The organism is Corynebacterium variabile, assembly GCF_006539825.1.
Classification (GTDB): Bacteria; Actinomycetota; Actinomycetes; order Mycobacteriales; family Mycobacteriaceae; genus Corynebacterium; species Corynebacterium variabile.
Genome location: NZ_BJNT01000004.1, coordinates 156,588 through 175,078 on the forward strand (window position 1 = coordinate 156,588; position 18,491 = coordinate 175,078).

Annotated in this window: 14 protein-coding genes; 5 read left to right on the top strand and 9 right to left on the bottom strand. The window is 68.0% G+C overall.

All coding sequences use genetic code 11. The features are described 5' to 3' along the window. Window positions 1–140: 140 nt before the first annotated feature. On the top strand, window positions 141–908 hold the full coding sequence (gene aqpZ, locus CVA01_RS02435) for an aquaporin Z (protein WP_141328352.1): 768 nt from the start codon (window positions 141–143) through the stop codon (window positions 906–908). A gap of 131 nt (window positions 909–1,039) precedes the next feature. Here the strand turns inward: aqpZ and CVA01_RS02440 are convergent, their stop codons facing one another. From CVA01_RS02440 to CVA01_RS02470, 7 genes are all read right to left on the bottom strand, one after another. Beyond that, a complete protein-coding gene (locus CVA01_RS02440) occupies window positions 1,040–2,563 on the bottom strand; it encodes an NAD(P)-binding domain-containing protein (RefSeq protein ID WP_244938098.1) in 1,524 nt (507 codons plus the stop codon). A gap of 76 nt (window positions 2,564–2,639) precedes the next feature. Then, window positions 2,640–3,686, bottom strand: a complete 1,047-nt coding sequence (gene alc, locus CVA01_RS02445; protein WP_014011122.1) for an allantoicase — start codon at window positions 3,684–3,686, stop codon at window positions 2,640–2,642. Between the two features lie 16 nt (window positions 3,687–3,702). Continuing rightward, window positions 3,703–5,280, bottom strand: coding sequence for an allantoinase AllB (gene allB / locus CVA01_RS02450; RefSeq protein ID WP_141328356.1), 1,578 nt, complete (start codon window positions 5,278–5,280; stop codon window positions 3,703–3,705). A gap of 28 nt (window positions 5,281–5,308) precedes the next feature. Then, on the bottom strand, window positions 5,309–6,673 hold the full coding sequence (locus CVA01_RS02455) for a DUF6986 family protein (RefSeq protein WP_141328358.1): 1,365 nt from the start codon (window positions 6,671–6,673) through the stop codon (window positions 5,309–5,311). A 76-nt stretch (window positions 6,674–6,749) separates the two neighbouring features. Continuing rightward, window positions 6,750–8,849, bottom strand: coding sequence for a PhoX family protein (locus tag CVA01_RS02460; protein ID WP_141328360.1), 2,100 nt, complete (start codon window positions 8,847–8,849; stop codon window positions 6,750–6,752). Between the two features lie 155 nt (window positions 8,850–9,004). Next, on the bottom strand, window positions 9,005–10,510 hold the full coding sequence (locus CVA01_RS02465; protein ID WP_073883415.1) for an NCS1 family nucleobase:cation symporter-1: 1,506 nt from the start codon (window positions 10,508–10,510) through the stop codon (window positions 9,005–9,007). Further along, a complete protein-coding gene (locus CVA01_RS02470; RefSeq protein WP_141328579.1) occupies window positions 10,507–11,271 on the bottom strand; it encodes an aspartate/glutamate racemase family protein in 765 nt (254 codons plus the stop codon). Before CVA01_RS02470 ends, CVA01_RS02465 begins: the two co-directional genes overlap by 4 nt. 255 nt (window positions 11,272–11,526) lie before the next feature. On the opposite strand from CVA01_RS02470, the gene CVA01_RS02475 reads away from it, so the two are divergent. Together CVA01_RS02475 and CVA01_RS02480 are read left to right on the top strand one after the other, a co-directional pair. Next, complete coding sequence (locus tag CVA01_RS02475) at window positions 11,527–13,038, top strand: MFS transporter (RefSeq protein WP_141328362.1); 1,512 nt, start codon at window positions 11,527–11,529, stop codon at window positions 13,036–13,038. Continuing rightward, window positions 13,025–13,567, top strand: a complete 543-nt coding sequence (locus tag CVA01_RS02480; RefSeq protein ID WP_141328364.1) for a TetR/AcrR family transcriptional regulator — start codon at window positions 13,025–13,027, stop codon at window positions 13,565–13,567. The genes CVA01_RS02475 and CVA01_RS02480 overlap by 14 nt, the downstream gene beginning before the upstream one ends. Here the strand turns inward: CVA01_RS02480 and CVA01_RS02485 are convergent. Together CVA01_RS02485 and CVA01_RS02490 are read right to left on the bottom strand one after the other, a co-directional pair. Next, window positions 13,564–14,289, bottom strand: a complete 726-nt coding sequence (locus CVA01_RS02485) for an aspartate/glutamate racemase family protein (protein WP_041630205.1) — start codon at window positions 14,287–14,289, stop codon at window positions 13,564–13,566. The genes CVA01_RS02480 and CVA01_RS02485 overlap by 4 nt on opposite strands. A gap of 20 nt (window positions 14,290–14,309) precedes the next feature. Beyond that, on the bottom strand, window positions 14,310–15,656 hold the full coding sequence (locus tag CVA01_RS02490; RefSeq protein ID WP_141328366.1) for a YibE/F family protein: 1,347 nt from the start codon (window positions 15,654–15,656) through the stop codon (window positions 14,310–14,312). Window positions 15,657–15,857: 201 nt separating this feature from the next. On the opposite strand from CVA01_RS02490, the gene CVA01_RS02495 reads away from it, so the two are divergent. Together CVA01_RS02495 and CVA01_RS02500 are read left to right on the top strand one after the other, a co-directional pair. Then, window positions 15,858–17,225: a hypothetical protein gene (locus tag CVA01_RS02495; protein ID WP_141328368.1), complete on the top strand. Its 1,368-nt coding sequence runs from the start codon at window positions 15,858–15,860 to the stop codon at window positions 17,223–17,225. A 338-nt stretch (window positions 17,226–17,563) separates the two neighbouring features. Continuing rightward, window positions 17,564–18,487, top strand: coding sequence for a Rossmann-fold NAD(P)-binding domain-containing protein (locus tag CVA01_RS02500; protein ID WP_141328370.1), 924 nt, complete (start codon window positions 17,564–17,566; stop codon window positions 18,485–18,487). Window positions 18,488–18,491: the final 4 nt, after the last annotated feature.

Here is an 18,491-nt window from a genome sequence, read left to right on the forward strand (position 1 = left end):
AAAGTGAAAGCGTCGTTACCCGTGTTTCCTGCCGGTAGAGGGGTCGTGTTCGCGCTGGAGGGGTTATGTTCCGCGCCGAAGGCAGCGATGGTCGGAGTGTCATAGGTAACATCACTCACTTCCACCACAGGAGTGACGCCATGTCCCCCGTTCCCATGACCCACCGCCTCTGGGCCGAGTTCCTCGGCACCTTCTGGCTCGTCTTCGGCGGCTGCGGTTCCGCAGTCCTCGCCGCCAAGGTCGTCTCCGACGGCACCATCAACATGGGCATCGGCTTCGTCGGTGTCGCGCTGGCCTTCGGCCTCACCGTCGTCACCGGCGCCTACGCGGTCGGCCACATCTCCGGCGGACACTTCAACCCCGCCGTCAAACTCGGCTGTGCTGTCGCGAAGCGCGTCGAGTGGGCAGCGGTCGTCCCCTACTGGATCGCCCAGGTCGTCGGCGGTGCAGTCGCTGGTGGCGTCCTCTTCGTCATCGCCAACGGCAAGGACGGCTTCAGTGCGAGCGAGTCCGGTTTCGCCACCAACGGCTACGGCGAGCACTCCCCGGACAGCTACTCCCTGGCTGAGGTGATCGTCGCCGAGGTCGTGCTCACCGCGGTCTTCCTCTGGGTGATCCTCGGGGTGACCTCGAAGAAGGCCCCCGCCGGGTTCGCGCCGCTGGCCATCGGCCTGACGCTGACCCTGATCCACCTCATCTCGATCCCGGTCTCCAACACCTCGGTGAACCCCGCCCGCTCACTCGGCGTGGCCTGGTACGCCGGTGGGGACGCACTGTCGCAGGTGTGGGTGTTCATCCTCGCCCCGCTGGTCGGTGCGGCGATCGCCGGCATCAGTTACGCCTTTCTCACCGGCGACGAAGATGACGCCCCGGCCGAGGCGGAGGCCCGCGTCGGCGCAGAGGGGTAGTGCGACAGGCCCGATCAGTACCGCGGGCCGTCCGGGAGTGTCGGCATTACGCAGGCTGAGGTCGTTCCAGACCTCTCGCGAACGACCTCAGGCTGCGTGCTGCGGACAGAGGGGAAAGGGGGCACCGAGGTTCAGTAACGCGGGCCGTCCGGGTACCAGGCCTCGCCCTCGCGGTGCGGGCCGGCCTCTGTGATCTCGATGTGCTCGAAGGCCCGGAACTCACGGAAGAACGTCGGCCAGTTCTCCTTGGTGATGTCGGTGGCGATCCGCTGAGCGACACGGGTCAGACCGGCGAAGATGCCGGAGAGCTGGTTACCGGCCACACCGTGGGAGGCACGGGCACCGGTGGACAGGTGCACCAGGCGGGGGATGTACTCCTTCGCCTCGGCGGATGCTGCGTCCTTCGCCTGGAACTGGAAACCGTCGCCCAGGTAGGGGCAGCCGCCCATCGGGTGCCCCTCGGCCGGGCCGAATTCGTCGGACCACAGGGCGATGTCGTCGAGGAACTCCTCCAGCTCCGGACGCAGACCCAGGTCCACGGCGTACCCGGTGGCGGAGATGACCACGTCGCCGACGTGCTCGACACCCTTGTCGTCGGTGACGACGACCTCCTCGACACCGTCGGTGGTGCGCACGGTCGCGTCCGCCCAGCGGGTGTCGGTGAGCATGGAGAAGTTGCCGTGGCAGAAGGCACGCCACACGGACGCCTGCGTCGGCGGCTGCGGCAGACCACCGTTGAACAGGGAGAATTCCCACTTCTGCTCGTCGGTCAGATCGTAGAAGTGCTCCTGCATGCCGGGGAATTCCATCCAGCGCAGCGAGTTCTGGCGCGGGATGTCGGAACGGCGCACGTGCATCTCCACCGACGCGGCACCGGCCTCCAGCGCCGTGGAGGCGTTGTCGAAGCCGGAGGCACCGCCGCCGAGCACGAGGACGCGCTTACCGGCCAGGGCATTGAAGTCGATGTCGTCCTCGGTGTGGAAGCGCAGATGCTCCGGCAGGTTCTCGACCAGCGGCGGCAGGAAGGTTCCGCCACCACCCTTGAGCCCGAGGGAGAAGATGACGCGCCGGGCCCGGTACTCGACCCGCTCACCGTCGCGGGTGGCGACGACGGTGAAGTAGCCTGACGCGTCCGGCTTGTGGACGGCGGTGACGGTGGTGTTGAAGTCCACGTCCGCACCGGTGACGTCGCGGTACCAGGTGAGGTACTCGTTCCAGTCCTCACGGGGGACCAGGTCGGTGGCATCCCACGCCTCCTTGCCGTACTTCGCCTCGAACCAGCGCTCGGTGTGCAGCGACGGGATGTCGAGCTCGATACCCTTCATGTTCTTCGGGCTGCGCAGCGTGTGCATGCGGGCGTAGCGGGTCCAGCAGCCGACCTCGTGGGCCGGGCCACCCTCGATGACCTTCACCGCACCGATGCGGTGGCGCGACAGGGCGAAGGCGGAGCCCAGACCGGCCTGGCCGGCACCGAGGACGAGGACGTTGTACGCCCCCTCGGCCGGGGCGGGGACCCAGTCGTGGTTGTGGCCGATGAGCGCCATGTCGGCGCGGGCCTGGTCCGCCAGCGCCGCGAGGCGGGCGGACGCCTCGGCATCCGGCAGGGGAGCGGGGCGGTTGCGCTCCGGCTTGGTCGGGTCATAGATGACGGTCATGGGGGCCATCATATTCTGAGGGTCAGGCCGCCCTGATACGGAGGGGTTACAGGCATGTGTCCCTCGGTGAGGGTGACTACCAGCGCGCCTCGACAGTGGCGCGTCCCTCCTCGGTGAGGTCCCCCCACACACGCAGGCGGGCGATGCCACCGTCGGGGTAGACATCGGCGCGCACCGCGACGACCGGGGTCGGGCCGGTCTCGCCCTCGGCCGGGTCGGAGACGAGGAAGCGGTGACGGGTGTCCGGCAGCGCGCGAGTCTTCGTGACCAGCTCGATCTCCTCTCCGGAGTCGGTGATACCGGTGAGGCTCACATCGCCGGGGGAGTTGAAGACGAAGTAGGAGGTGTCGATCTCGACCCAGCGCACCCGCCCCTCACCGGCGAGCTGCACGGTGACGGAATCGTTGCCCTCGGTGCGACGACGCGCATTCTCCCAGCCCTCACCCATGTTGCGGGTCCGACCGAGGGAGATGACGTTGTTCGGGCTGGAGTAGAACATGTTCGTGCAGTCGGTGACGCGGCCACCGTTCTCCACCGCGGCGAGGTCGATGGTGCAGCCCAGGAAGCGGGGGTCCGGCACCGGCTGGCCGTGGACGCGAAGGCGGGCGATGCCGCCGTCGGGGATCATGTCGAGGCGGATGTGGGTGAAGCGCTGCTCGGCGGCGGCGGGGAAGACCTCGAAGTAGTGCTTGTGGTCGCCCTTCGCGTCACTCGCGGGCACCAGGGTGGTCCAGGCGCTCTCCGGCAGGGCGGCGATCTTCTCGGCCGGAAGGTATTCGTCGCAGGTCAGACCGTGGACGGCGATCTGGGTGGGGTAGTTGCCCTTGAACCAGGCGGTGTCCACGACAATGCCCTTGATCTGCCCGGGGACGCCGAGGCGCACGATGGCGGAGTCGTACCCGCCGATCTCGTCGTGGCGGCGACGGCGGGTCTCCCAGCCGTCGTAGACCTTGCCCTTGTTGCCGAACTCGTCGGGGTCGAAACCGGGCTCGTGGGCGGCGATGAGGTTCTCGCGCTCGGCGAAGGCCTCGTCGGAGGCCCAGATCACGGAGCCGGCGAGGGCGCGGCTGGCGAGGTCCGGCCAGATGGTGAACCCGGGCTGTTCGGTGGGGGTGGCACTCATGATGTCTTCCTCAGTTCTACTGGGCGTCCGACGAGGGGCGCAGGGTGAAGGGCCGGACGTCGGCGGGGAATACCGCCAGATCGCCGGGTTCACCGGCGGCGGCAGGGGTCTGGGGGGTGGCAGGGCGGACGTACACCGTCTCGCCGCCAATGTAGCTGCGGGTCACCACGCCGGCCAGCGCGCGCTGGGCGTAGGCGGTGACCTTGTTGCGCTGGTTGAGGTTCTCGGGCAGGACGACGAAGGCGTCGTCCGCGCTGACCTGTGCCAGGTCTGCGCGGCGTCCGACCTGGATCGCGCCACGGTCGGTCAGGCCGGCCCACTCGGCGGGGTTCTGGCACATCCAGCGGACCACGTCGGTGATCCCGAGGCCGCGCAGCCGGGCCTGCGACCAGACGACGGGCAGGCCGAGCTCGACGGCGCCGATGCCGCCCCAGGCGGTCCCGAAGGAGCCGCCGGAGCCGCGGTGGTCGGCGCCACCGGCACCGAGGTCATTGCCCTTGGCGGCCAGCGCGGCAAAGGCGGTGAGCTCGTTGTTCTCGTGGGCGGACGCCTGTGCCTCGGCAACCTCGGCGAAGCGCTTCAGCTCGGCGGTGCAGGGGGAGTGGTCGGAGACGACGGTGCCGATGACGCCGTCGACGAGGCCCTTCCACAGTCGCTCACGGTTGCCGGCCGTCCGGATCGGCGGGCAGCACTTGTACTGCGTCGCACCGTTCTGGATCTCCTCGCTGAACAGGGAGAGGTAGTGCGGGCAGGTCTCCGCGGTGATGCGCACGCCGCGTTCCTGGGCGGCGGCGATCTGGTCGATCGAGCCGGAGTCCGACAGGTGAAGGATGTGGGTCCGGCAGCCGGTCTCCTCGGCGGCGGCGATGACGGTGGCGATGGCCTTCGCCTCCGAGGCCGAGGGGCGGGACGCCAGGAAGCTGTCGAAGGTCTCGTCGACCCCACCGGCCGCATCCACATGTGAGGTGGCTTCGTCGATGATGTCGCCGTCCTCGGCGTGGACGATGAGCAGGCCGTCGAACTCGGCGATCTCGGTCATGGCCTGGTGCAGCTGCTCTGTGGACAGCGGCGCGAACTCGTCGACACCGGAGTGCAGCAGGAAGCACTTGAAGCCGAAGACGCCACGGTCCCACAGGGCCTTCAGGTCACCGGTACCGAGGTTCTCCGGCACGGCCCCGCCCCAGAAACCGACGTTGACCTTCACCTTCTCCTTCGCCACAGCCTGCTTCTCGTCGAGGGCGGCGACGGTGACGGTGGAGGGGATGGAGTTCAGGGGCATGTCGAGCAGGGTGGTGACACCGCCGGACGCCGCGGCGCGGGTGACAGAGGTGAAGCCCTCCCAATCGGTGCGTCCCGGCTCGTTGACGTGGACGTGGGTGTCCACCAGGCCGGGGATGAGGACCTGGTCGACGGGGACGTCGATGATCTCGGCGTCGTGCCCGGCGTGGATGTCGGAGGTCAGTCCCGGGGTGACGGAGACGATGGTCTCGCCGTCGATGACGACCGTGACGGGGCCGAGGACGGGTCGGGTGCCGGTTTCGGCGTCCTCCGGGAGGTAGACGGCCTGTTCAGCGCGGAAGATTCGGGTGCTCATGATGCCTTTCTACTGTGTTTACGGTCGCCTACAGCCGTCCGGTGACCAGCAGGGTGCGCAGGTCCCCGGAAGAGACGCCGGTGGTGGCCAGTTCCTCGTCGGTGACCGCGCCGCACGCGTGGGCGCGCAGCAGGTAACCGGACATCGCTTTGGCGGTGGCGGGTTCGTCCATCCAGCGGGTCTCGTCGCCGGCGACGTAGTCGCGCAGTCGCTCGGCACTGACCTCCCAGGATGCCCGGAAGTAGGCGATCGTCGCCAGGTGGCGGGTGACGAGTTGGTGGGCGTGCAGGTCCCAGCCCTGGCGGACCGCACGGCGTAGGTGACGGGTGACCAGGCGGTGATGGATCCGCCAGCCGTCGAGGATCTGCTCCGGGGAACCGACCGGGATGCGGTTGGTGGAGCCGTCGGACAGTTCCACGCCCACCGCGGTGGTCGCGACCTGGAGGACGTCCTTGGCGTGGTCGGCGACCGGGTGCTCCATGGACTGCTCGGCGGCGTCCACCCCGAGGGAGGCGGAGTAGTCGTAGGTGCCGTAGTGCAGCGACAGGATGCGGCCCTGACCGGCGGCGAGGATGCGGGCCGGTTCGGCCTCACCCTTGATGCCGACGATGGCCTGTGGGGTCTCCACCTGCACCTCGAAGGGGATCCGGGTCGACTCGGGGACGCCGAAGGATTCCTCCAGCTGCTCCAGGATCTCGACGAAGGTCTCGACCTGGCTGTGGTGCTGGACCTTCGGCAGGGTCAGGCGCAGGGCGCGGGGGTCGTTCGCCAGCACCTTCGTCAGGACGCCGCGTCCGGCCAGCCCTGACAGGACGATCACCAGGGTCCGCAGGCCACGGTCGCGGACGGCCGGGTCGAAGGACTTGAAGCGGATCCCGGCGAAGGCGGGGGCGTATCCGGGGCGCTCGCCGGTTGTGCCACTGCCATCGGCGTCGAGCCAGTCGGCGAGGATGTCCGCGGCCTCGGCTGCCCGGGCGTCCTCGTCGGCGTCCCTGTCCTCGAGCGGGACGCCACGCTGGGTGAAGCCGTCCTCGAAGTCGATCCGGAGATCCTCGACCGGTTCGCGCTGCAGCTTGGCGACGGTGAGTGCACCGACGGTGGCGGCGTCCTGCTCCGGAACGCCGAGTGCCAGGGCGAGACCGGTGGCGGAACCGTAGGATTCCAGGGCCGCGAGGGCGGCGTCGCCCCAGGTCCGGGCGATCTGCGGATCGCGGGTGGCGCCGGTCATGAGGTGGGCGGGGACGTACACGGTGTGCACGGGCTGGCGCCAGGTCACCGGGTTCGCCCACGGGCCGCGCACCAGGTCATCGGTGGTAGTCAGGCGCGCGTCGGCGTGGCGTCCCAGTGCGGCGCACAGGGCGCCGGGATCAGGAGCAGAGTTTGCAGAGGTCACGCAGACAGTTTAGTCCAGGATGCGGACCGAGTTTACGGAGACCTCGGCGGCGGTGGTGACCGGTCACCGGGGCAGGCTATCCGCCGATGGGCGCGGCACCGTACGTGTCGCGCCAGACGACGACGGTGGACGGCCGGGCGAGGGAGTGCCCGCCGTCGGGCCAGTGCGAGGTGGTGTTCTCGGTGGTGGCCTCCTCGTCTTCACCCGGGTGCTGCACGTTGACAATCACCCGGTCCTCGGTGACCACCGGGCCACAGGTCTCCGCCCCCGCGGGCACGGTGAGGAACTGCTTCGTGAGCCCACGGGTCGCACCCTCGAGGGAGACGGCGAACAGACCGTCGTTGGATTCCAGGGCGTTGCCGTCGGTGGAGACCCACAGGTTGCCGTAGGAGTCGAAGGCGAGATTGTCCGGGCACGAGATCGGAGAGACGCTGTCTTTGTCGAAGCCGCCGAAGTAGGTCTCCGCCGCCGCCGGGTCGCCGCAGACCAGCAGGAGGTTCCAGGTGAACTTTTCGCCGGCGTGCTGGTCGTCCAGCTCCAGGACGTATCCGTTCTTGTTCTCGGTGACCGGGGCGTACTCCCTCGGTTCCTCGTCGTTCTTCCCTGGCCGGGCCGCACCCCGGTACTCGTTGTTCGTCAGCGCGGCGTAGACCTTGCCCGTGGTGGGGTGGGGCTGGACGTCCTCGGGTCGGTCCATCTTCGTCGCCCCGACCTTGTCCGCGGCGAGGCGGGTGAAGATCAGGACCTCTTCGCCGCTCATCCCGTCGACATGGGACTCCACCGCGCCGTCGGAGCCACAGGTGGCGAGCTTCACCCAGTGGCCGGAGCCGTCGAAGGCTCCGTCGTCGGGCAGGGTGTCGGCGGTGAAATCGTCGGAGTTCCCCTCGAAGACGGCCACGTACAGGACGCCCTCGTCGAGAGCCTTCATGTTCTCCGCCCGGGCGTCGGCGGCGGTGCCCTCCCCGCCTTCGACGAGCTTTTTCGAGGAGACGAACTTGTAGATGTACTCGAAGCGGGAGTCGTCGCCGGAGTAGGAGACGATCGTGCCGTCGTCGGTGACGTGGACGGCGGCGGCCTCGTGCTTGAACCGGCCCAGGGCGGTGTGCTTCACCGGAGTCGAGGTGGGGTCCCACGGGTCGATCTCGACGACCCAGTTGAACCGGTGGGCCTCGTGGGGCTCCTTGCGGATGTCGAAGCGACGGTCGAAACGTTCCCACTTCCGGGCGGTCTCGGCGTCCTCCATGCCGTAGCGGGCGAAGCGCTCCTGTGCGTCCTTCCCCTTCGCCTCCGCGCCACCGGCGAAGTACTGGTCGACATTCTCCTCGCCGGACAGGATCGTGCCCCAGGGGGTTACACTGCCGGCGCAGTTGTTGAAGGTGCCGTGGACCTCGGTCCCCGACCGGTCGGCGGAGGTCTTTAGCAGGTCATGGCCGGCGGCCGGGCCGGTGACCTGGAACACCGTCTCGCCGTGGATCCGGCGGTTGTAGCGGCCCATGACCGGGACCAGCCGACCGTCTGTGTCATTGGACTGCAGTTCGATGATCGAGAGGCCGTGGTTGGCGATCTCGATGCGGACCTGCTCCTCGGTGGGGTTGTCGGCGTCGTAGCCGGGGAACATCTGCTGCGGGGTGGTGTACTCGTGGTTGGAGACCAGGAGGAACCGGCGGTCCTGGCCGGGGACGGGCAGGAGAGCCGCGAAGTCGCAGTTGTAGCCGTACTGCTTCTCGGCATTCGTCCGGGTCTGGTTGTCCACCGACCAGTCGGCGGCGCCGGGGACGACCGGGTCTCCCCAGCGGATGACGACATCGCTGCTGTAGCCGTGGGGGACCGTCACGGCGTCCTTCGTGTTCGGTGCGACGGGGTCGAACCGGAGACCTGCCGGTGCCTCCGGGGCTCCACCACCGGTCGGGGTGCCGCTGGCTGATGCGGGGGCGTCGTCACCACCACAGGCGGCGAGCAGGCTGCCTCCGCCGAGGACCACGGCGGCCGTACCTGCACCACGCAGGACGCTCCGACGGCCGACCTCGCGGCGCAGGATGTCCCGGAAGTAGGGGTTGTCGGAGGTGTTCGGCACCGCTTTGGCGCAGGCGTCACCGCACTTGTAGACGCAGGTGCGGTGGGAACGGCTGGAAGTGAAATTGAGTTTGGCGAGCAGGTCTCGGCCCAGGAGTGGCACGGTTCTCTTCTCCGTCACAGTCAGTTGGTGATTCGTCGGTGATCAGTCGGGATCACCGGCGGACTGTACGGAGGCGGACTGGCGCTGCGATGGCCTCCCGGTGGCGGTGCGGTGGCGCTGAGGTGAACACCTGACAACGCCACCGGAGGTGATGGTCAGTCCAGGATGCGTGCCGTGTCTGCCTGGGCCTTCGCGGCGGTCGTGGCGTCACGCATGATCACCGACGGTCGGATGTTCTCCAGCAGGATGACGAGCACACCGGCGAGGATCGCCCCGATGAACCAGGTGTAGGTGGCGGCGTCCTCGAAGGCAGGGACGACCACGATGACGATGCCCACGACCGCGGCCACGCAGATGGCGATGACCGAGTTCACGTTGAAGCCCTTCGAGTACCAGTAGGCGCCGGAGGGGGAGGAGTCGAACAGGGCGGGGATGTTCAGGTCGCCACGGTTGATGACGTAGAAATACGCGATGAGGACGCCGAACACCGGTCCGATGAACGCGGCGAGCGTGTCCAGTGTGTAGTGGATGGTGTCCGGAGAGTTGTAGAGGTTCCACGGCGTGAGGAAGATCGAGCCGGCCGCGGCGATCATGCCGCCCATGCGCCAGGAGATCATTTTCGGGGCGACGGTCGAGAAGTCGAAGGCCGGGGCAATGAAGTTCGCCACGATATTGATACCGACGGTGGCGATGAGCAGGGTCAGTGCACCGAAAGCGATGGCGTAGGTGTTGTCCAGCTCGGCGATGGTGTCCACCGGGTCGGTGATCATCCGGCCGTAGACCGGGACAGTCGCGGAGGCGGTGAGCACCACCATGATCGAAAAGACCAGGAAGTTCAGCGGAAGACCGAGGAAGTTGCCGATCTTCACCGCCTTCTGCGACTTCCCGTACCGGGAGATGTCGCCGAAGTTCAGCATCGGACCGGAGAAGTAGCTCACTGTGGTGGCGACGGCGGCGCAGAAGGTGGAGAAGACGGCGAAGCCGGTGAGCCGGTGGTCGGAGAGGTTGAGGTTGACGTTGTCCCAACCGGCCTCGCTGACCAGGTAGATCGCCAGGACCGCCATGACGATGTAGACGGCGGGACCACAGAAGTCGATGAACTTTCGGATGGACTCCATGCCGCGCCAGAAGACCAGCGCCTGGACGACCCAGAGAATCGCGAAGGCGATGTAGCCGAGGACGGACAGCCCGAGGAAGCCGTGGAGATCCTTGTCCGCCCACTCCGCCCAGTCCGGCTGCAGCTTCACCATGAGGATCACCAGCGCGTGGGACGCCAGGTAGGTCTGGATGCCGTACCAGGCCACCGCGATACAGCCACGGATCAGAGCGGGGATCTTCGCGCCCTGGATACCGAAAGCGGCACGGCAGACCACGGCAAAGGGGGTGCCGGAGCGCTGCGAGGGCAGGGAGACGAGGTTACAGGCGAAGTAGACGATGAAAATGCCGACCAGGAGGGCGAGGAGGACCTGCCAGGAGGTCAGTCCCATGGCGAACAGGGCGCCGGCGGTGGTGTACCCGCCGACGGAGTGCACGTCTGACATCCAGAAGGCGAAGATGTTGTAGGCGCCCCACTTCTGTTCCTTCAGCGGGGCGATGTCGTCGTTGATCAGCTGAGGATCGGCACCCTCCGGGTACACGACCTCGTCTTTCATGCCGCTCATGGAAGCTCCGTTTCTGGGATCTCGAGTTCCTCGAAGCCGGACAGCCTCTTGGGGGATCGGGCGGCGTAGGTGCCGACCCGGGAGGTGGTGAGGCCCTGCCGGACCAGTGACTCGGCGATACCGACCGCCGCGGTGACGCCGTCCACGACCGGTGCACCGAGCTCGACGCTGAGTTCACGGGCGCGGCCGGCCATGCCGCCGCAGCCGAGGCAGACAACCTCGGCACCTGCCGCCAGGGCCTCGCCGGCGAGGTCGAGGATGAGTTCATCGGTGCGTTCGGCGTCCTCCTCGAGTTCGAGGACGCCGAGCCCGGTGCCCCTGACAGAGACACAACGGTCGTGGACACCGGCGAGCTCGAGGCGCCCCCGGATCATCGGGACGGTGCGGTCGAGGGTGGTGACGACCGCGTACCGGTCACCGACGGCCATCGCGGCGATGGCCGCGGCCTCGGTGATGTCCACGACCGGCACGTCGACGAGTTCCTGGAGTGCTTCGCGGCCTTGGTCGCCGTAGCCGGCGATGATCCAGGCGTCGATCGCCGGGGTGTCCAGGGTGATCGGGGCGGTGTGGCGGCGGTGGACGGCGGTGATGACGCCGACCTGTGACAGTGCGGCCTCGACGTGGGTCTCCACGGACTCGGGGCCGATGGTCGGGGTGACGCCGACGATGGTCGTGTCCGGTGCCGCGACGGCGGTCGCGGCGTCCACGATGGTCTGCGTCATGGTGGCGCTGGTGTTGACGTTGACGATGCCGAGGGTGATGCCGGTGCGTGAGGAAGTGCTCAAGATTCAGGGCTCCAGTGGTGGGTGACGGGGATGCGGTGCCTGTTTGACCGGAGTGACTCTACGCCGGCGAATGTTTCCCGGGGAAGCATCTCTGTTTCGATTCAGTAAACCGCCCGGAAGAACTCATGCCTTCGCCGTGGTGCGGTGCGGAGATGTGGCGCGGACTACTTCTCCGGTATCTGCTCTGACCTTGATAACTGCACCGAACGTGCGGTACAGTTACGGACTGTTATGAGTACGACCCTGCACACTCCGGACCACGTGACCACGACCGCATCCCTGTCGCCCGCCAGGCGATGGGGATTCCTCGTGCTGCTCAGCCTCGGCCTCTTCCTTGTCGGCGCCGACAACTCGATCCTCTACACCGCACTGCCGGAGCTGCGCGCCCAGCTGCACACCACCGACCTCGAGGGTCTGTGGATCATCAACGCCTACCCGCTGGTCCTCTGCGGCCTGCTCCTCGGCACCGGCACGCTCGGTGACCGGATCGGGCACCGCCTGATGTTCACCATCGGCGTCACCACCTTCGGCATCGGCTCCCTGCTCGCCGCCCTCGCCCCGAACGCCGAGTACCTCATCGGTGCCCGCGCCGTCCTCGGTGTCGCCGCCGCGACGATGATGCCCGCCACCCTGGCACTGATCAGCCAGATCTTCCCGGATGAACGTGAACGCAGCACCGCCATCGGCATCTGGGTGTCCGTCGCCGTCGTCGGCTCCGCCTCAGGCCCGGTGCTCGGCGGCCTGTTGCTGGAGCACTACTCCTGGCACTCCGTCTTCCTCATCAACGTCCCGGTCGCCGCGATCGCACTGATCGGCACCCTCCTCTTCGCCCCGCCGAATATGCCGAACCGCAACCGGAAGTGGGACTTCGCGTCCTCCCTGTACGCGATGTTCGCCATGGTCGGCATGGTCATGGGTATCAAGGAGCTGGCGAACCCGGACCGCAACATGATCCTCTTCGCCCTGGCGATCGTGGTCGGCTGCATCGGTGTGGCGGCGTTCCGTCACCGCCAGCGCGTCCTGGTCGCCGACGGGCGGGAACCGCTGCTGGAGTTCAGTATCTTCCGCAACCGGATGTTCACCGGCGGCACCCTCGCCGCCGTGCTGGCGATGTTCGTCATGGCCGGTGCGGAGATGGTGACCACCCAGCGCTACCAGACCTCCGGCGGATTCAGCCCGCTCGAGGCCGGACTGCTCGTCGCCTCGGCGGCTCTGCCGGCGATCCCGGCGTCCGTCCTCGGTGGGGCGTACCTGCACAAGGTCGGGTTCCGGACACTGATCAGCGGTGGCTTCCTCGTCATCGCCGCCGGTCTGGGCGTCGGCATGTGGGCTTTCGAGCAGGCCCCGCTGTGGGTCTTCGTGCTCTGTTTCGTCGCGATCGGCACGGGCGCCGGCATGGTCATGTCCGTCTCCTCGACGGCGATCATCGGGTCGGCGCCATCGTCGAAGGCGGGCATGGCGTCCTCCATCGAGGAGGTCTCCTACGAGTTCGGGACGCTGGTCTCCGTCTCGATCCTCGGTAGTCTGATGCCCATGTTCTACACGCTCATGGCGCCGGAGTCGGTCTCGCACGACGCCGAGCTGGGCGTGAACGACCCGGTGTTCGGGGCGGACGCAGCCGCCGCCTACGACTCCGCCTACCTGTACATCCTGGCCATCATCTGCGGCGTGGCCCTGCTCGCCGCGGTCCTGACCGCCCGGTGTTTCACCGGGAACCCGAAGGGCACCGTTGCGCACCAGTAAGAGGGACCTCATCCTGGACACCGCCGTCGGTCTCATCGGGGACGCCGGCCTCGACGCGGTGACCTACGAATCACTGGCGGACGCCGCGGGCTTCTCCAAGTCGGGCATCGTCTACCACTTCCCGTCGCGCCGGGACCTGCTCGTCGGGATCCACCGGTACCTCGCCGCAGAGTGGGAGAAGGACCTGGTCGCCGCGGCCGGGGCCCCGGCAGAGGAGGTGGACGCCGCGACGCGTCTGCGGGCGGTCGTGACCACGATGTCCCATTCGGCGACCCGGGCGGAGCTGATGGTGCAGCTCGACGTGGTGTCTGACCCCGAATTCGCCGAGATCTGGGACGAGGTCGACAAGCGCTGGATGCCGTCGACCGCGGAGCTCACCGCGGACGGGGAGGACGGGGAACTCGCCCGGATGGCGTACCTGGTGCAGATCGCCGCGGACGGGCTGTGGGTCCACGACCACGTGCACCGGACACTGACGAAGGCCCAGCGCGAGGCGCTGACGGCGACGCTGCTCGGGTTGATTCCCTAGATTCCAGGCCGGGGCTCAGTGTCGCCGACGGCGGCGTCCACCAGGGCGCGGGTGTGGATCGCGACCGTGTCGAGGCAGGGGACCGGCGAGACGGAATCGTTGAGCACCATCGGCAGTTCCGTGCAGCCGAGCACGACCTGGTCGACGCCCTCAGCGCGGTGGACCCGGTCGATGATCCCCACGAACCGGTCGCGGGTCTCGTCGGTGACGACGCCGAGTTCCAGTTCAGTGGCGATCCGGTGCTGGACCTCCTCGATCTCCGCAGCGTCCGGCAGGACCACCTCGACCCCGGCATCGGTAAAGGGGCGGGTGAAGAAACCGTTGGTCTCCGGGGACATGGTGAACCCGGTGCCGAGCAGCAGCACCTTGCCGGTCCCGCGGGCGACAGCCTCGTCGCGCACGGCGTCCACCGCGGAGACCAGCGGGACCGGGGAGGCCTCCACCAGCCGGTCGAAGACGATGTGCGGGGTGATCGCGGTGAGGCTGGCGACCTGTGCCCCGGCGGCGGCCAGGGAGCCGATGCCGGCGGAGAGGTAGGCGGTCAACCCGTCGAAGTCCTGCGCGGCGCAGTGCCGGAAGACCTCGAAGACGCTCAGTGACTCCACCGTGAGCTGAGGCAGGACGTCGTCGCCGAGTCTGGCCTGCACGCCCTCGCAGATCGCCCGGTAGTAGAGCAGGGTCGATTCCGGGCCGGTGCCGCCGATGATGCCGAGTTTGGTCATGCCTCCGTTGGTACCACCGGTCAGGCGTGCGTGGCGTCCTTCTGACGGACGCTCGTCGTCACCGCGGCGATCGCGGTGGTCAGCGGTACGGCGGCGACGAGGGCCAGGGAACCGGTCGCCGAACGCAGGATCTCGGTGGCCATGATGTCCGAGGTGAGTATGTGGGTCAGGCTCCGTCCGGAGACACTGAGCAGGACCAGCAGCGGCAGCGCGGCACCGGCATAGGACAGCACCAGGGTGTACACCGTCGAGGCCAGGTGGTCGCGTCCCACGCGCATGGCGGTGGTGAACAGCTTCCATCGCGATGCATCCGGGTTCGCCGTCTGCAGCTCACTGATCGTGGACGCCTGCGCCACCGTCACATCGTTGAGCACACCGAGTGTGCCGAGGATGAACCCGGCCAACAGCAGGCCCGTGACCTGCACCCCGGGCAGATACAGCAGGATCTGGAAATTGTTCTCGTCGGCGAGTCCACGCAGCTCGGAGGTGTCGATCGCCAGTGCTGCCAGACCTGTGCCGAAGAGCATGGCGACCAGCGTGCCGCCCAACGAGGACGCCGTCTTCCAGTTCATCCCGTGCACCAGGAACAGCACCAGGTAGAGCACCGCCGCGCACGCCGTGATCGCCAGCATCACCGGATTGCCGCCGCGGGCCAGCGCCGGCAGCAGGAACACCCCGATGACGCCGAGGGTGATCGCCAGGCCGAGGATCGCCCGCACCCCGCGCCACGCACCGACCAGGCAGATGGCGAGGACGGTGACGGCCAGCCAGATCCACAGCGGCGTCCCGCGCTGGAAGTCCTGGAAAGCGTAGGAACGGTTGCCGTCCGCGTCGGTGGTGGTGGCCAGCAGCACGTGATCGCCGACATTCACGTCGGCGTCCTCGTCGTTGTTCGGGGACGCCAGCAGCGTGCGGCGTCCTTCATCGGGGCCGTCGGTGATGTCGACGATGAGCTGGTCACAGGGGTCGGGGCCGACTGCCTCGGAGGTGGGGGCGGAGTCGAAGACCTTGCCGATCTGGGCTGAGGCGCACGAACCGGTGGTCTCCATGGCGACGGTGCCCTCGGCGACCTCCTGGGCCAGATTCGAGGTCTCGTGGAAACCGTCGGAGGTGACGGCCTTGCCGTGCGGCCACTGCAGCGCCACGGCGATGACCGTGGCGATAGCCCCCAGGAACAGGAAGGACGACAGGATGGCGCGCGACGGAGTCCAGGTGATCTTCCGCGGGTCGGAGAACCACGGGCCCATGTCATGGGAGTGACTGTGGCCGTGGGAGTGGAGCTCCTTCGGCGGATGCGCGTGGTCATGCGCGTGGTCATGCGCGTGGTCGTGCTCGGGGTGTTCTTCCGGAGCGGCGTGGCGTCCCACTGTGGTGGTGCCTTTCTGTCGGCGGGCGGCGTCCCGGGCAGGCGGAACGGACCTGCCCAGTCTGCCACGGCACGGCAGGGGTGACTGTGCGGCCGCCCTGTCTGGAGGGTGCCCTCAGAAGTACGGGGTGAGATAGGTAGAGTCGCGAACCGAATGACGTTTTAACCATGCTCACCACAGACACTCAAGGAGAAGGTCACGATGGCAGATCAACAACCGTGGGGCGGGGCGCCGGATCCCGGACAGCAGGCGCAGAACCAGTACGGGCAGCCGCAGGGCGGATACTCACCCCAGCATGCCGCCCCGCAGCAGAAGGGGGCCGGGCTCGCGGCGCTGCGTCCGCTGGTCACTCCGCTGAACGCGGGTATCGGGGCGGGCGTGTTGTTCCTGCTGACCGTGCTGAGCTACTGGCTGAGCTGGGAGCGTTTCAGCGAGGACGGCAACAAGGCAACCTTCAACGGCTTCGGGATCCAGAAGATCTCCGGAGACGGGGAGACGATACGGAACCTGGTGACGGGCTCCTTCTTCCTCGGCCTGTTGGTGGTCCTGCTCCTTGTCGCTGCAGCGCTGCTGGCGGTGACGACGGCGTACCAGAAGATCGCCGCACTGTGTCTGACCGTCGCCGGTGGAATCGGACTCCTGTACGCGTTTATCGGCCTGTTCTCTGACTTCGGCATGGACAAGAGCTTCTTCGGCTCATCCGCAGGGCCGGACGACGACGCCATTGACTGGGGACTGACCTTCGGCATCTTCTTCGCACTGGTCATCAGTCTGGTGACTCTCGCCCTCGGCATCCTCTACTTCCTGTCCGCGCAGGGCCCGCTGCTCTCTACTGCAGCCCCGACGGCACCGGCCAACGGTCTGGCGGCGGTGCTTCGACCGGTCTATGTCGCCGGTGCGGGCGTCGTCCTGTTCCTGCTTCTTGTGCTGAGTTACATCCTCGAGTGGCGTTCTGCCGGTGACGACACCGGTGACGTGTCCGTCAACGGACTCGGCCACCGCAGCACGGAGTACAATATCTACGGCGAAACCGGAACGATCAGCGACATCAGCCTGTTCCCGCTGTTCGCAGCGGCTTTCACCTTCGCTCTCATCCTCTTCGGTGCGCTGGTCCTCAGCGCGACGGTGTGGAAGAAGATCGGCGGTCTGCTTATCGCCGTGGGCGCCGCACTTGCCCTGCTCACCGCGTTCGTCGGATTGGTCTCTGACTTCGGCCTGTTCCGTGACACGGCCGGTGAGGGCTACGACGGCTACACTCCGTCGACCTCTGTCTCCGTCGGCGTCTTCCTCGTCCTCTTCTTCAGCCTGGTGCTGCTCGTCGTGGCGGTGCTGTACCTGCTGGTCGACTTCGGCATCCTCGGCGGCACCAAGCCGCAGCAGCAGTTCGGCCAGCAGTTCGGCCAGGCGCCGCAGGGCCAGCCGGGCCAGCCGCAGTGGAACCAGTACGGCCAGGCTCCGCAGCAGCCGCAGCAGGGTCAGCAGTACCCGCCGCAGAACCCCGGTCAGAACCCCGGTCAGAACCCCGGTCAGAACCCCGGCCAGATTCCGCCGGCCCCCGGCCGCTGGTAGATGCCGGGGTAGCTGGCATCTGCACCTGCACAGTGGCAGCTGGTCCTGGCGGCCCGGAAGGGAAAGGCGACAGGAGCAGATGCCGTCCTGCAGTAGGGGATGCCGCAGGAGACTCTGGCGTGCTGCTCCGTGGGACTGCTAAGGCGGCGCCCATGTACGCAGGCACTTACACGGGGACCGCCTCCCTGAAGCTCCGCACCCGCCGCTGACGGCGAGGAGCGTTCCAGAGCACTTCAACAGACGAACTTCTTCTCCGCCGTCTTCCGGCCCACATCACCATCGTGGAGCCGGGCGGCGGTTTCGTGCTGCCCGGCTCCGGAAGACTTCTGGAGACCACCATGTCCCGTACCCCTCATCTGTCCGCGTCCTCCCGCGGCGCCACCGTCGCCGACCTCGTCCGCGGGAACGCCGGAGACCGTGACCTGCTCCGTCGGGTCGTCGCCGGTGGTCCGGGCGGTGAGCCGGTCGCCGAACCCGCCGCCGCGGTCTTCCACTGCATCCACACCAGTTACGACGCCCGGGCCTGGGCCGCCGACCTGCCCGACCGGGAGCAGGCGGTGATGGACGTCGCCGCAGAGTACGGAGTCCCCGTCGTCTTCCCCGAATCCGTCTACGCCTTCGGCACGGCGGCGCAGGATCTTGATGACGGCCCTGATGGCGGCCCTGATGGCGGCACAGCGGAGCGCGCCGTCACAGGAGAGGTGGAGCCGGCGTCCCCGCTCGGGGAGATCCGGGCACGACTGCTCGCGGCCCGTGCGGCACATCCCGCACGCACCCTCTCCGTCGTCGCCGCCGACCTCATCGGACCGACCGCCGACCCGGCGTCCGCGGTCTTCCAGCTGCTCGTGTTCGGACCCGCCGCGGCGGGGAAGAGGGCGTGGGTGCTCGGTGACCCGGACGTGCCACGGTCGGTCACCTGGATCCCCGACCTCACCGCGGCGATGGTCTCGGCGGCGGAGCATGCCGGAGAGCTCGCTCCCCGGGGCACCGCCGTGCTCCTCGCGCCCACCACCCTGACCATGACCCAGCGGCAGATGGCCGAGGCCGTCGCCCCGGACGGGCGCGCCCGGGTCAGTCACATCCCCTGGTGGATCCTCCGGGTCGCGGGAGTGTTTTCACCGATGATGCGGGAGCTGCGACGGCAACGCTATCTGTGGGACGCCCCGGCAGTCCTGCGCCCCGGGCACCTGGAGGAAAGGTACGGACTGCGGCCCACCGCACAGAAGGATGTCCTCACCCGTTCCCACTGGTCACACAGTTAGGACA

What these genes read in the sequence shown, in the direction of transcription:
- CVA01_RS02475 (WP_141328362.1), top strand. Translation starts at nt 11,527, where the DNA reads ATGAGTACGACCCTGCACACTCCGGACCACGTGACCACGACCGCATCC.
- CVA01_RS02465 (WP_073883415.1), bottom strand. Translation starts at nt 10,510, where the DNA reads ATGAGCGGCATGAAAGACGAGGTCGTGTACCCGGAGGGTGCCGATCCT.
- aqpZ (WP_141328352.1), top strand. Translation starts at nt 141, where the DNA reads ATGTCCCCCGTTCCCATGACCCACCGCCTCTGGGCCGAGTTCCTCGGC.
- CVA01_RS02495 (WP_141328368.1), top strand. Translation starts at nt 15,858, where the DNA reads ATGGCAGATCAACAACCGTGGGGCGGGGCGCCGGATCCCGGACAGCAG.
- CVA01_RS02500 (WP_141328370.1), top strand. Translation starts at nt 17,564, where the DNA reads ATGTCCCGTACCCCTCATCTGTCCGCGTCCTCCCGCGGCGCCACCGTC.
- CVA01_RS02485 (WP_041630205.1), bottom strand. Translation starts at nt 14,289, where the DNA reads ATGACCAAACTCGGCATCATCGGCGGCACCGGCCCGGAATCGACCCTG.
- CVA01_RS02440 (WP_244938098.1), bottom strand. Translation starts at nt 2,563, where the DNA reads ATGACCGTCATCTATGACCCGACCAAGCCGGAGCGCAACCGCCCCGCT.
- alc (WP_014011122.1), bottom strand. Translation starts at nt 3,686, where the DNA reads ATGAGTGCCACCCCCACCGAACAGCCCGGGTTCACCATCTGGCCGGAC.
- allB (WP_141328356.1), bottom strand. Translation starts at nt 5,280, where the DNA reads ATGAGCACCCGAATCTTCCGCGCTGAACAGGCCGTCTACCTCCCGGAG.